Annotated in this window: 10 protein-coding genes; all 10 read left to right on the forward strand. The window is 57.1% G+C overall.

The window, feature by feature from the left end:
• The first annotated feature begins 2 nt into the window (after positions 1-2).
• The 10 genes from OKC42_RS18130 to OKC42_RS18175 all read left to right on the forward strand — a co-directional run bounded on the left by OKC42_RS18130 (position 3) and on the right by OKC42_RS18175 (position 14294).
• The gene (locus OKC42_RS18130; protein ID WP_270820500.1) at positions 3-785 is read left to right on the forward strand and encodes a hypothetical protein; all 783 of its coding nucleotides are present in this window, start codon (positions 3-5) and stop codon (positions 783-785) included.
• Between the two features lie 76 nt (positions 786-861).
• Complete coding sequence (locus OKC42_RS18135) at positions 862-1281, forward strand: hypothetical protein (RefSeq protein ID WP_270820503.1); 420 nt, start codon at positions 862-864, stop codon at positions 1279-1281.
• A gap of 11 nt (positions 1282-1292) precedes the next feature.
• Positions 1293-4814, forward strand: a complete 3522-nt coding sequence (locus OKC42_RS18140; RefSeq protein WP_270820506.1) for a tail fiber protein — start codon at positions 1293-1295, stop codon at positions 4812-4814.
• 48 nt (positions 4815-4862) lie between these two features.
• Positions 4863-5204, forward strand: a complete 342-nt coding sequence (locus OKC42_RS18145; RefSeq protein ID WP_270820508.1) for a hypothetical protein — start codon at positions 4863-4865, stop codon at positions 5202-5204.
• A gap of 369 nt (positions 5205-5573) precedes the next feature.
• Positions 5574-5999: a hypothetical protein gene (locus OKC42_RS18150; protein ID WP_270818350.1), complete on the forward strand. Its 426-nt coding sequence runs from the start codon at positions 5574-5576 to the stop codon at positions 5997-5999.
• On the forward strand, positions 5992-6621 hold the full coding sequence (locus tag OKC42_RS18155) for a hypothetical protein (protein ID WP_270820509.1): 630 nt from the start codon (positions 5992-5994) through the stop codon (positions 6619-6621). The genes OKC42_RS18150 and OKC42_RS18155 overlap by 8 nt, the downstream gene beginning before the upstream one ends.
• Positions 6621-9458, forward strand: coding sequence for a hypothetical protein (locus OKC42_RS18160; protein WP_270820510.1), 2838 nt, complete (start codon positions 6621-6623; stop codon positions 9456-9458). The genes OKC42_RS18155 and OKC42_RS18160 overlap by 1 nt, the downstream gene beginning before the upstream one ends.
• Complete coding sequence (locus tag OKC42_RS18165) at positions 9458-10633, forward strand: hypothetical protein (RefSeq protein WP_270820512.1); 1176 nt, start codon at positions 9458-9460, stop codon at positions 10631-10633. Before OKC42_RS18160 ends, OKC42_RS18165 begins: the two co-directional genes overlap by 1 nt.
• A 38-nt stretch (positions 10634-10671) precedes the next feature.
• A complete protein-coding gene (locus OKC42_RS18170; protein WP_270820515.1) occupies positions 10672-14025 on the forward strand; it encodes a hypothetical protein in 3354 nt (1117 codons plus the stop codon).
• Positions 14025-14294: a hypothetical protein gene (locus OKC42_RS18175; RefSeq protein ID WP_270820518.1), complete on the forward strand. Its 270-nt coding sequence runs from the start codon at positions 14025-14027 to the stop codon at positions 14292-14294. Before OKC42_RS18170 ends, OKC42_RS18175 begins: the two co-directional genes overlap by 1 nt.
• Positions 14295-14367: the final 73 nt, after the last annotated feature.

The raw sequence follows: 14367 nt of genomic DNA on the forward strand, positions 1-14367 counted from the left end.
CCATGTGGACGGAGTTGGCCGATGCCGTTCAAGAGGTGTTCGAGCAGCATATCGGGCCGCTGGTGGAGCGCCTGAGGGGGATGGGTGGCGCGTTTACGATGGCCGAAGAGGATCTGGATGCCAGGATCAATGAACTTGGCCCGTTCTTCTTTCTGTCTGAGCGTGTCGAGCCAGAAGATTGGCCGCTCGCCCTGATCCAGCGACAGGATGAGATTCACTACAAGAACACCGAATGGCCAATGCTCTCAACAATAGGGCGTGAATTTACCGGCATGGAGGTTACCTGGTCACCCCAGTGGGCTCCCAAGGATATAAACACTTATCCCTACGGCTCGCGCTTCACAACCAAGGAGATGATGCCCTTCGAGGACATTCCCGAAAGCGACTGGTTTATGACGAGCCGCGGGGTGATCCGCGTGTCCTTGCCTGAGTTGGCTCGATCGTTCCATGGTGGGGAAACCCAAAACGAGCAGACCGCCGAGTTTGAGGCCATTCTGGCTCGCTTCATCTCCCCCCTGATCCCGCTGCGAATCGTCTTTGATGGCGCCCAGTATTACATCGGGTACACCCTGAAAGAGGCAGAGGAATGGGTAGAGCTGCTGGCAACAGACATAGGGACTAGCTGGCCTGAGGTCAGCGAAGGGAATGAAACTTCAACGGTAAAGCCAGCCGACATTAGCACCACGTTCCCAAGCATGAACAACAGCAGTGACGCGCCCATTGGCCAGTTCTACCTTGATGTAATCCCCATGGATGCCTGGACGCTCGACAAGCCGATCACATAGGGAACGGCCGCAAAAAAACTGGTAACATCGAACCGCCTCACTCCCCAACCGCGCCTCCATCAAATGGGGGCACACTTTGAGCGCGATTAAGCTCTATGACGCCAAGCTACTTCGGGCGTACTACGACAACCGGGCGCTAAGCTCGATTGGCAAGTCCAATACCTCATTCCGCCTTAGCAAGGCTGTATGGGGTAAGGGATTCCAAACCACAGTCGGCGGCAAGCCTTCCGTTGGCAACATTCCCCTCGATACCTCCAAGATTGACGGGGTATTCGCCACTACTGACCTGGTTCTCTCTTATGTGTCCGGGCGTATTACCGTGCGTGCGGTTCTGCCTACCGGCTCCGTGCCTGCCGGTGAGCTCCATGAGTTCTCAGCCCTTGGCATTCTCGATGAAAGCAACACGCTGGTGGCCGTCATGGCCAGCACCCCCATCACTGTGCATGATCGCCGCTCTCTCTCCGTAGAGGGTGTGATCGAAACCAACATCGCATAAGGGGAGGGGCTATGTCTGATCAAGAAATTACCTTCTCACCACCGATGAGCGTTGATACCTCCGCATTCGCATTGCTGGCCGACTTGCAGTACCACGAGCCATTCGCCTCTGAGGCACTGAATCGTAAGTTCTACGGCATCATCCCGCCAGGAATCTATCGCGGCTTTCAGTACGTGCTGCCTGGAGGTATGACACTCAGGATCGGCCGCCCCAGTGAAGCTGGTTCCGCAATCATCCACGTTGGCGATCGCTGCATCACTGTTCAGCAATACAAGCCGGTTGATCTGGTTGTGGCCGCTGGCTTTGTTGGGCGCGTGGTGCTGGAAGGCTTTTACCAGCTCGGCGTGAAAACCAAGCAGGTCGATAGCGCCAGCACCATTGATGCAGTATCCATCAAGTTGGTGACCGAAGCGCAGTACAAGCCAGATCATGTGACGCTGTATAACCTCAACGTGCCCGCCAATGCTACCGCCATGCAGGCCAGCTATATCATCGATGCAAAGCGCGATGATGTGGACATTGCCGTTGATAGCAGTGTCTACCGGGATCTGGCCGAGCACATTGCCAGCCCGACCGCACACACCAAGGCGCAGGTTGGCCTTAGCAACGTCAACAACTGGGGCGCAACATCCGCAGTCAATGACGCCTCCGACGTAAAGTATGCGACCGCCAGTGCGGTCAAAAAGGCCTACGATCTGGCAGCCAGCAAGCTAGATTCGAGCGCCAATGCGGTTTCTGCGACCAAGCTGGCAACGCCCCGCCAGATCAACGGCACCAATTTTGACGGCACCGCCAACATCACCACGGCGAACTGGGGCACAGCTCGGACACTGACGATCGGCAATGCCGCCAAGTCCGTCAATGGTGGCGGAAATGTGGCTTGGTCTCTGACTGAAATCGGAGCCCTGCCTATTATTGGTGGTAATCTGACTGGTACTTTGGGCATCAAGAATGTTACCGGTTCGCGTGGTTCTGTCATTACCCCCGAGGCTGAAAATGGAAGTGGTATCTACTGGGGGAATGCTAGCCAATGGTCTCGTATTCACGCTAAAGAGGGTGTTGTTCAAGTATACGATGGAACTACAATTTCCCGCGTGTACCACCAAGGGTTCAAGCCAACAGCATCTGACGTTGGCCTTGGTAACGCCAACAATACCGCCGACTCTGCAAAGAATGTTCTGTCTGCGACCAAGCTGACCACGCCCCGCCAGATCAACGGCACCAATTTTGATGGTACGGGTGACATCACATTTTCCCAGTTAGCAGGGAATTCTTATGTCAGTGGTGGGCTAGAAAAACCAAACTACTTTGGTGCAGGCAAGTTGCGATACCAAATGCTTGGCGCAGGTACTGGGGGGGCGGCTGCTGGGTTAGGTGCCTATTGTGATGCTCTGTGGATTAGCTCCTACACTGGCAACGATGTTAAGCGGTCTAACCTGCTGCTCATGTCAAAAGACTCGGCAAGAATAGGCTTCAGGCAAGCAAGCTATGACGCAACTGATTGGGGGCCTTTGTACCAGATATACCACACCGGGTATAAACCCACCGCTACAGATATAGGTGCTTTGCCATCATCAGGCGGTGACATGACTGGAAATATTCGGTCAACGGCGACATACCGAACCACAATTGACCAGACTCTTGGTTTTGTTATGCAGAGGCCGGGCAAGCCTAATTTGGTCGGCATTGGGCAGGCTGGGGATGGTTCGGCTGTAGTTGGGTACGGCGCGGAAGCTGCTGTTACCGCTTATCTGAAAATTGGCCCTGACACATTACAGGCCGACATCGGAAGCGGGATAAAAAAAATTTACCACGAAGGTTTCAAGCCAACCGCTACTGACGTAGGAGCCTTGCGTTCGAGTAGTTATGGGGCTGACCTGAATAACCTCGATGTTTCCGGTCAATATCTGCTTCGCCAAGAGGTAACAAACAAGCCTGTCGGCGCCTCTGGAATTGGCGACCATATTATCCACCAGCAATGGGATGCTAACGCTGCCTACCAAATCTATACCGAGTTTAATGACGCTCGCAAAGGCGGGATGTGGACTCGTAACAAATCAGGGGGTAAATGGGGGGGGTGGAAGCAAGTATACGATACCGTTAACAAACCGACTGCTGCTGATGTGGGGGCTATAAGCAAGAGCGGCGACACGCTGCCAAACGGCTCGACGATTAATGACCACACCGCTGGCAACCTCAATATTATTGGTGCCAACAATGGTTTTTATGGTGCCCGAAATGGTGCGTTCTTGGTGAACAACGCATGGTACAACGGGGTCGCGTGGGCGAAATTCGACAACGCAAGGCCAAGTGGGGTTATTTGTGTCCGTGATGGGGTTCCAGAGTTTAGATATTCTGCTGGCGGAGAAACCGACCCAGTAGCCACGCAATACAGAATTTATCACTCTGGTTTTAAACCAACTGCCGATGATGTAGGGGCTTTACCTATTACTGGTGGAACCATTACATCTAATCTTGCAGTAAACGGTAATTTAAACGTTAAAAGTAGCGTCCTTGTTAATGACCGCAATGTTATTGGTGTTGATGGTAACGTGACCCGTTTTGGTGATAGTGAGTATGCCAGATCAATGCGCCTCTCTGCTAAAGGCGGTGAAGTTTATGTTCTTTCAGACTCTGCAACAGCTAATCGTGTGTACCATCAAGGGTTCAAACCAACTGCTGCTGATGTAGGTGCACTCCCTATCTCTGGCGGGAGTGCAGGCTACTTCCGGCCAACGAACGCGATTGGCGCAGGATATGGACTTGCCGCCGGGAATGGTGATGGCGCGGGACTCACCACGAACAACATACGCATTGAAAGTTGGTACGGAATTGGGTTCTGGTGTACGCAAGGAACTCCGGGGTACTCCCACTCCTTCGATACTCGTAACGGTCACACAAGGGCAAAAGGTGACTACTATGCGCAAACTGACAAGCGCGTATACCACGAGGGGTTCAAACCTACAGCGAGCGATGTCGGCCTTGGCAATGTTCCAAACATGGCCCACAACATCGAGGCTCAAGTAAGTACAGTCCCTATTCGGGATGGTAGTGGAGATATTAAGGCCCGCCTTTTCAGGTCAAATTATGGGAATGAGACTGGCATCTCGGCCAGCGCGGGGATTGCGTTTCGCAATAGTACATCCGATGACTACGTTCGATTCTGTAGCAGCCCCGCGGCGATTCGCGGCTGGCTTGGTCTGTCGGCAGTTGAGAATAAGGCATGGGTTAGGGTTGCCAGCGGGGCGTGTAACCTTAACCTTGCTAACGGACGGGATGTTTACGTTGGTCGGTTCTCCACTGGCGTAGCCTTCGCAAGCCGAACCTTCGATCAGGGCCGGTATCGCATCGTAATGAAAACTACGGGTTCGGTATCGACTGGTAACGCTAATACGGTGTGGTGGAGCGTTCGTGGAGAAATTCTACCGGTTCAAACGTGGAGTGGAACGTCATTGCAGGTAGAAGTTTACTGCTCAGGCGGTGACATTCAGTCAGGTAAGGTTGATGCGTGGGAGCTGTATGAATGGAAGTAAATAAATTATCATTGGCACTGTTTTTTAATGGAAAAGAGGATTGATGACGTGGAAAAAATTGCAACCTTTAATGCTTCGTTTACCGATGTCTTTGGCGTTGAGCATCCAAATGCGGTTTGCATGATCGCAACCACCTCCAGCAACGCATCGGCTGACTATGCGGTAGATGGTTCTCTATCTCACGGCTCTAAGTCGCTATCTTATCGAGTCCGCTACTGGCACTCGGCAGAGGCAAAGGCTGCAGATGCTTGGCCTCAAGAGTTTCTGGATAAAAATGGCAGCAACTCGTTTTACTTTGACGGCACTTCTGACGCTGGCAGTGCAGCAGTGGAAGCGTGCCAGCAGCACTTCCTGACAACTGTGCTTACCCAGGCAAACGCGGCCGCTTAGTTCTCCGCCTAACATCCTAACAACTCGTTGGTGTATCATTAATGTGACTGGCGAGGGCAAGAGGATGACAATAGATCCGATTCAGGCAGGGCTGGTAACAGCCCTGTCTTTTTTTAGCGGCGTGGCCTCTTACCTTCAAGGTCGGCGCGATGGGAGGCTTAATGGTGGTTGGCTCGATCTCTGTGCAGAACTGGCCGCTGCTCCCGTTGCCGGGTGGAGCGCTCTCTTTCTCGGGTTATGGCGGGACTGGCCAGAGCCGTTTATGTGTCTGTGCGTAATTGTTGCAGCGCATAACAGCTCGTTCGTCCTGTATAGCCTGAGGCAGTGGGTGCTGTCTTTGTTCAATAACGCAACCAAGGGCGCCCAACGATGATGCTAGATGCACCATTCACAGCGACGGCTGCGGCAGTGGTGGCACTGGCTTTTCTGGATCGCTTCATCTGGAAGCGCGGGAAAGTCACGATTACCGAGCTGCGCAAAGCCGACCGCGAGGGTAACTATTTACGCTACCTGTTGAAGTACGAGGCAAACAGCGAACCTGAGTGGAGCGAGCTCCGCTACTCCTTTCGGGATCGCCGCTGCCCAACCACAGTAATAGCCGGTAAGACGCGCACGCTTGACGGCTGCAAGGCTGGCGAGAACGCCGAATACCTGTTAATCCGCGATGACCTCCTCACTCCAGGGGACTGGGATCTGACTGTGCAGATCACCACTGTTTCCCGCCGTAACCCCTTTTACTCACTGTTCCCTTTCAGCAGCAGAGCAACCATTGAGGAGACAATCGCTGATGGCTGATGAGCGCTTTAGTAAGAGCAAGGCAACCTACCTCACGCTGGACTTTGCCAACGTGACGGAGAAGGGGCTGAAAAAGCTCGTAGACGCATTCGCCCGCACCAAATCCAAGGTCGCCGGAGTCGAAGCAACCAACCGGATCACCAAGAAGGATGGCCAGCCCACCAAGAAAGCCGTTTTGCGGTTTGAGCGCGGCCAATCGGTCACGATCACCGTTGGCCCCCTGGGTGATGTAATCGAAACCCGCCTGAATGCCACCGTAATCCCTGTTGCGCCGAAGGCCATGGAAAACATGGCAGCATACGCCAAAGAGGTGTCAGCCAAGCTGATCGCCAACCAAGGCCGGTTCGACAAGAGCCAGGCTGCCAAGTTGAAGCGCGTCACTGATACCAGTGGCAAAAAGCCAGCTGGCCGCACACTCGCCTCCCGCCTAATTGAGGCGCAATCCGCCAACAATGCCGCCACCGCCAACCTGACCGCCACTCAGCAGCGCATGACTGCCCTGCAGGGGGAGAGTGCGGGCGTCAAGAGCGAGCTGGAGGATGCCAAGCGCAAGCTCGAGGCCGAGCGGGCCACCACAAACCAGCTGCTCGAGCAGATTGAAAACAAGAAGAGGGCCGCCTGATGCAAAACACGGAAGCCATTTATTTCCCGCACAAGCGGATCAACGTGCAGAACATCATCGACCACTGCCCCCGGGCTGTAAGCGCCGATGAATACCTCGGCCTGCTGCAGGATGAGCGTATTTTCGAGTCGGTGACCAGAGAGGAGGTTGAAGCCACCTACCTGTACGACCTGGACGGCGTGGACGAACCCATGATGGAGGCAATCACGACCACCAAGGCGCGCCTCGAGCGCACCATGGCGGGCTTTGTGCGAGCGCTTAACCGTCAGATGCCATCCTTTGGCCTGGAAGCGCAAGAGGCCAGCATTGGCCAGCCGCGCAAAGCCGGTACCGTGGCGGTACAAGTGGCCACGATCCCCGTCTCTGATGGGCAATCGCTGTCGGTGGTGTTCCACTCCCCGAGTAATGACCCCGGCAAGATCACCGCCGCTGACGATCTGGTGGCGTACCGATTCCTGCTGAATAAGCGCGATGTGACCCATATCGTTGCCCCAGCTGGTGGGCGCGATATTTCCTTGCAGCAAACCACCCTTGCCCTGACCAACTTGGCCGCCCGAAACAGCGACAAATTTCAGGCCAAGCAAGCCAAGAACAAGCAGAAGGAAGAGGAGCTTGCAGCCCTGCAGATCTCCACTGAGCAGATCAGCACTGAGGCGGTCGGCTTGGCGCAGCAGGTAGACACCCTGGGAGAAGTGCTTGAAAGCGACAAGGGCGAGCTTACCCGCACCAAAAGCGCCTTGAGCAAGCAGATCTCCCGTAACGATGAGCTCCGCCGCCAGCTGGCCGCCCTTGGGGATACTTCGCCGGTGATCGACAAGCTCACGGCCGATGGTACCGAACACCAGGACAAGCAAGGTGGCGATGATGGCAAGTCGGTCGCAGATGGAGATCCGCAGCCGGGTAACGGCGACAAGGAGCCTGCCAGCTTTACCGACCACAACGCCGCCGGCGGCGCCCTCAAAGCAGCAAACCCGAGCCTCTACAAGAAGGTGATCGAAGATGTTGCAGTCATTCACGGCATTGATATTGGTGAATACCGTGGATACAGCCGCGCCCTGTTTGTCAGTTCGCTGGCCAACAGCATCAAGTCGGCCGCCAAGAGAGACCCCGAGCACGCCCGCCTTGCCCTGCAATTCATCAAGTTGCTCCAGGCTGGCTATGACAAGCCGGTGCTGACAGAGCGGCATGGCGTTTGGTCACTGCTTGGCGAGAAGGAAGAGCCAGAGCAGCGCGATGGTGCGCCGACCGATACCGTTCGCCAAGTGAATGACCGTCTTTCTATGAGCGGTGAGACCACCCTGAGCAATGGCGCCAAGATCGCGTACCAGTTTGGCGAGGTCGATGGCGTGGATACTGGCTGGGCCCTGCTACAGGACGTAGATGGCCAGTTTTACCGAGTGACGGCCACCAGCGATAGCCGGGACGCTATGAAGCAAGCGGGCGCGGAGCTCTACAAGGCCTATCGAGATGGCCAGCATGAGAAATACCGCTATGACCTGTCAGCGGAAGAGCTCGAGGAAGAGCAAGCGCGCCGAGTAAGCGAGAACGCACATCTGGAAGCCAACGCGCTATCAGCTCTGGTCACTAATGCCAAGCGCAGCAAAATGACCGGCTGGGAATTCGATCTGGAAGAGGACTTTGGCGAGAACCGACCAGCCATTGTCATTTCCGCTCCGGCGCTCCAGAACGGCGAGGAGCATGACGGGTACCACATCTTCCCCGATCGGGATGTTGATGGCATGTTCACTGGCAAATTCTCCGTGGCCTTCTCGGATGGCGGCACGATCCCGGGCGGTCAGTCACTCAAGAGCTGGGCGGAGATGAAACCTCTCCTGCAGGCCGACTGGCAGGCGGACGTAGACAAGCAATCCGGCGCAGGAAGCGAAGCCAGCGGTACCTTGTACTGGTATGGCTTGCAGGTTCGCCCTCTGTCTATTGGCGCACAGCCAAAGGGCAGCGTGGCTTACATCCCGCCAGAGTCAGCCCAAGATGACCCGCGCATTTCCTCAATGGTCAAGACCGCCGGTGATCACAGTGTTCGCCATGGCGCTGTTGCCTATGACAAAGAGCTGTCTCCCAAGGAAGTCGCTAACTACGAGCTGGTGGACTTTGGGCGGATCACCGCCGCATGGGGCGAGGAGCGCCGCGCTCAAGCCTTTGGCGAGCTGAAAGAGACCATTACCAACCTGCTTGGCATGGAATATTCAGTGAAAGAGATCTGGGACGGCCTGATGAAGCCCAAGGGCGATATGGTCACCAATAACCCGTTCTACGACTGGGATATTGAGAGATACCGCTCTGACGACATGATCAAGGCCTTCAAAGAGGCTGGCTACACCGGCGAGATTCAAGGCATGTTCGACAAGCTGGCCGCCGAGTTGAGCGAGCCTGCGAAAGACCCCATGGGTACCGCTGGAGTGTCCCGCGGCGCCACCTATCGCAATGTGACCATTAATGGCCTCGATATGGACAGTATCGAGATTGTAGAGCCGTCAGAAGATGGGAAGGGCGTGATTGTCATGGCCACCATGACCGGCCAGAAAACTGCGACCCGCATGGTGGTTGATGCGACCGAGCTTCAAGGTGCGATTTCTGCCACCGGCGACACTGGCGGTACCGGTGACGACAACCAGTGGGGCGAGACCGACCCGGCTATCACCGGCATCTTGCAACAGCTGGAATCACTGCGAACCGGCGAAAGCGACTACATGGCGTACCTGGACAAAATGCAGGAGCTCATTGAGCAGCTGCAGGCCGCCGGTGCTATGGAGCGCCATGAGCCGTACCTGCACACCGTTGCGGATCGCCTGACCGAGCTGATGGAGGAGGCGGCATAATGGCCCTGAGTATTCTTGAAAAGGTAGGCCTGCAAAAGCAGGCCGCCACCCTGAAAAGCCAGCTGGCAGCAGCAGGCCTTACCATCATGGATAAGATCCGCCTCCAGCGCGAACTGGCGGCCGTTCTGGCCAAGCTCAAGGGGGAGGCCAAGCCTGCCCCTGCAGAAGGCGAGGATGAGGATGAGGGGAGCGATGAGGAGGCCAAAGCAACCGCTGGCCGCTCAATCGTAGGTCTAGCCATTAATGGCGCGAATCACCCTGCATGGGCGCGCCGCGCCGAGACCGCTGAAAACCTTGATCTGGTGCTGTCCAACGCCGAACACGAAATCGCCGTGCTGTTCAGTCCTGGGAGCGGTGGAGCCAAACGCTCTAACTTCCATATTTTCTGGCCAAGACACCTTTCCGGCACCAATGCCGAAGGTGGAACCACGACTATGAGTGCGGATAATGCCTGGCGCGGGGTTCAATCCCCGTTCCCGCCAAAGTTGCGAAAGAAGGTTCGCTACATGGTGGAGCAGGCGGAGCGGGAAATCACTCGCCTTACCACGGACGGGATCAGTGGCGCCAAAGTGGAGATGATGACCGCTGGCGCTCGCCTGGTGCGCGAGAATGAGTTTGGCTTGGGCCGGACACTCCGAGAGGCCTATGCCGCTCTGGTCGCCACAGAGAAGGGCGTGGATGCGCTGGATAGCCTCAATGGCGAGTCGGTACTTGATGCCATCCAAACACTCTACGTCCGTGCCGACTATGCCCTTGGAGCGCTTGAGACGGCCAGAATTGATGCAGAGAAGGAGCACAGCAAGGAATCTATGCGCCGCTACACGCCGAGCCTGCCAAGACTTGAGGAGTTGCGGAAGCTGGTGGAAGAGAGCGAGGCCAGCCAGCCCAAAAAGGATTCGCTATTCCGCATGATTGGCGAGCTCGAGGATATTGCCCGCCAGCTGGAAAGTGACACCAAGAGTGACGAGAAACTTCCCGAGCCAGCTCCGGCCCCTGCAGAGGATCAGCTGGTGGCCGATTATGTGGCTGGCAATTTCAGCCAGCTGCCGTATCCAGACTTTCGCCAGAAGGTGATGGATGTTGATGCCGCTGGCGCCACCCTGGATCAAGTCAAGGATGGTGCGGTCATGTGGTTAACGGCCAACGCTGACTCCATCGAAAAACCCGCTGCCTAACCCCACCACTCCCCGGCAGCGCCCCCCGAAGGGGCACTATGCAACTCTCAGAACTGACAAAGCAGATCAGGGCAGCCCAAAGCGCAAAGGGCGTGCTCTATCAGCTCGAGGTGGCGCTTGGTCACCGAGACGGTACCGCGGCCGATTTCGCGTTCAACCGGCGGCCGGTACAGCCCTCCGGCACATTCCGCCAAACTCGCCTCTATGAAGTGGGCGCCAATAACGCACTGATCGCTGGATCAGCCGTTGATGTGCTCGAGCGCCTGATCCGGCATGGCACGACCACCAGCGTGTTTTATTTCATGGGCCGCTTTGCGGGCGACTACCCCATTTACGCAACTCAGCGTAATGGCGACATCATCATGATCGGCAGCGCCTATTACCGTGCGACCGAAGATGAGCCGCCCACCTATGCCATTCGCAATGGTACCGAGCGGCACGCCCAGCTATTGGGGCAGCTGCAGCAGGACATGAAGCATCGAGACAAGAGCCAGCCCCGACTCGTTTACGGGAAGAAGGTGGACTTGGCCAGCGCCGAAGGCGAGGCCGCCGACCTGCAATTGCTTTCTCCGGTCGATGACGAAGAGAGCGATGTTGTCAGTGTCGGGCCAAGCAAGGGCAGAACGGCTTTTGTGGTTACCGCCCGGGGCGATGAGGTGGAGACCCATTTCACAGTGATGGAAGCGGCAGACCTGATCCCGTCCAATCTGGCAGACGGCACGGTGAACCCTGATTTCCCGCAAGACCTGCAGCCGCGAGACCGAACCCGCCAGTCCTCCATCTTGCAGATCTCTCGTCTGTCCAAGTCGCTACGCCCAGCCCAGCTGGCCGACTCAGGCCTATCGAGCCATGGCGCCCCGATCATTGGCCCTGATCGCGTGGTGGAGTCTGGGAACGGCCGCACGCTGGCCATTCTCCGCGCCTATGCAGAGGGCAATGCAGGCGGGTACCGAGAACACCTGGAGCAGAATGCCCAGCTCTACGGCCTCGACTCTAACCGGATCTCGAAAATGCGTGAGCCGGTGCTGGTGCGCGTGCGCCAGACCGAAGTTGACCGGGTGAAATTCGCCAAAGACTCCAACCTATCCGACCTGCAGGGCATGGCCCCGACAGAACTGGCGCGAGTGGATGCCGAGTCGATCGATGACCGGCTGATGGCGCTGTTCAATCCGAGCGAGAGCGGCGATCTACTGGCAGCCAGCAACCGGCCATTTGTGCAGGCCTTCATGGCCAAGCTCGGTACCGAGCAGGCGGCCAGCTACATGACGGCAGATGGCCGACCAACCAAGCAGATCATCGACCGGATGCAGGCAGCCATTTTTGCCAAAGCCTACCAGAACGAGCAGTTGCTCCGGCTATCCGTAGAGGAGCCTGATCCCGAGATCCGCAACGTGCTGACCGCCCTGAATACCGCTGCCCCGACCTTTATCGAGATGAAGTATCTCAGCGGCGAGGTGCATAAGCAGACGACTGATGATCTGGCAGGGGCAACCTCCCTGGTAAAGGGGCTGGATGAAGAGGCGCTGTCTGCCCTGGTTGATGCAACGGCCGTGGTTCGGGATGCCAAGGCGTCAGGGCAAGATCTGGGGGAATACCTGAGCCAGCAGGGGCTTTTCGGTGATGTGAGCGAAGAGGCGGCCGCGCTGGCCAAGTTTATTGCAGCCAACAACCGCAGCGCCAAACGCATGGGCGCCGCCTTCAAGGCTTTGGCAGAGGCTATCTGCGCCGAGCTGCAACACCAGGGCGCCGCTGCTGGTGACATGTTTGGCGGTGCAGCTGTAGACCTGCCCGCAATCCTGGCTCGGGTGAGCGAGCGAATGGCGGAGGAGACCGGCGGCCAAGTGTCACTCTTTGAGTCGGTTCGGGAGTCCCACCAGCTCGCCATCGAGGCCGCAAACACCATGCCTCATCTGCTGGCCATCTTGGATAGCCTGGCCAGCGCTGACCCGGGCAGGGAGCTGATCCCCTTTCGGAAGGCCATCGAGGACGGGAGCAAGGCCTCCACGGTCAAAGAGGCCGAGCAGGCCATGGAGCTGTGGCTTACAGCTCTGAGCATTCGCGGCATGAACTGGAAGCCGACCAATATTGGCGAGCTGTTCCCTCCGGCGTGGCAGGTTACCAAGGCCGGTAGCGAGGGCTTCATGTACGCCCTGAGCATCAAAACGGCCGTCCTTCGGGCCCAAGAGCACCGAGACTCCCTCAGTGGGTTCGATGAGCTGCAGCGCCGCCGGAGCGCCGTAGAGCGAGACCTGGTGACCCTGCGCACCCTTCCTGCCACCCCTGATGACTGGCTGACGCTGATCATGGGCAAGCCATATGCCGAGGCGGATCTCTGGAAAGAGCTCGAGCACAACGCCCAGCGCCGCCTGGATGGTGAGATCGATAGCTACCTACCGCGCATCGAGGCGATCACCGTGGAGGCCAAGGAGCTTAGCCCCATGGATCTCGCTGAATCGGCCCTCGATGACCAGTTTATCGAGGCCATGATGGAGAGCACGCGAGAGGTGAAGGCCTATCTCGCCAAAGCGCCCGATCAGGTCGCCACGGCTCGCCTGATGGCCACCAATGCACGCCGTAATGTTCGTGGTGGTATGGCGCCAGCCCAGGCTTTCCAGATTGCCGCCCAAGGCCTCTATGACCATTCAAGCCACCCATACCGCAAAGAGGCGGTACGGGCTGCCAATGCGATGTATCGCAGCTTGGCACAGGCATTGAAGCAGGAGGAGGAGAGAGCGGTTGATGCCAGCTCACTGCGCCAGCTGGTGGACGAGGTGATTGCCGGTTCGCCCCTGAGTGATAGTGACGCGCGCGATATGGTCGCCAAGACTAAGATCCGGGTTACCAGCGCACGTCTGGCCAGCGGCTACAGCCTGCCCAACCTGCGCTCAGACCTGGCCGACTTCTACAAGATGACGAACGGCAAGATAGAGCCGCCGGAGCTGTCATTCACCAACAAGCGAGCCAGCGCGTTCCACAAGGAGAACCGGATCAATACCGGCTCGAACCTGAACAAGGTGACCTTGTGGCATGAGTTGGGCCATCTCCTTGAGAACCGACACCCCGCCTTGCTGGATCAGTCCCGCCGCCTCCTGTTGCGCCGCAAGAACGCAGTCAAGAACGGCCCCGCCGTCCTGCCCCTGCGCAAGCTGGTACCGAACATCAAGTATGGGCCGCAAGAGAAGGCTCTCAATGACGGCTTTTTTGATTACTATGTTGGGAAGCTCTACGGTTGCCAGAACGACAATAACCCCATGCAGGCAACCTCAACAGAGGTGCTATCCATGGGCCTGCAATGCTTGGCGAGTGATGCGGGATTGCTGGTACTGAAAAAAGACCCAGAGCACTTTGCCCTGACGCTGGCAGCGCTCAAATACCTGCAGGAGGATAACTGATGGAACTGAATACCGTGCTGTTCGATGAGCCGGTTTCCCTGGTGTTTGCGGCCGCCGATGCCATAGACGCCCAGAGCGACCTGACAGGTAGCCCGAGCGATGCCATTGAGACGGTCAAGGCTATGTGTCGAGGTCAGTTAGATGGCAGAGGCATTCCGATGGAGGAGGGGTGTTTTACCCCGATGGGGGTGGCAGGCGTCCTTGAGTCGCTTGGCCTTCCCGTTACCGGCCTTGATGGCGAACCGGACTCCGGCGAAGAGTCGCTGTAACAAAAAGCCCCGGCACTGCCGGGGCTTTTCTCATTTCGCGCCCTGGTAAACCTTTAGGGCGTCTTGGCAGGCA

It is taken from the genome of Aeromonas sp. Y311-2 (genome assembly GCF_027706025.1).
Lineage (GTDB): Bacteria > Pseudomonadota > Gammaproteobacteria > Enterobacterales > Aeromonadaceae > Aeromonas > Aeromonas veronii.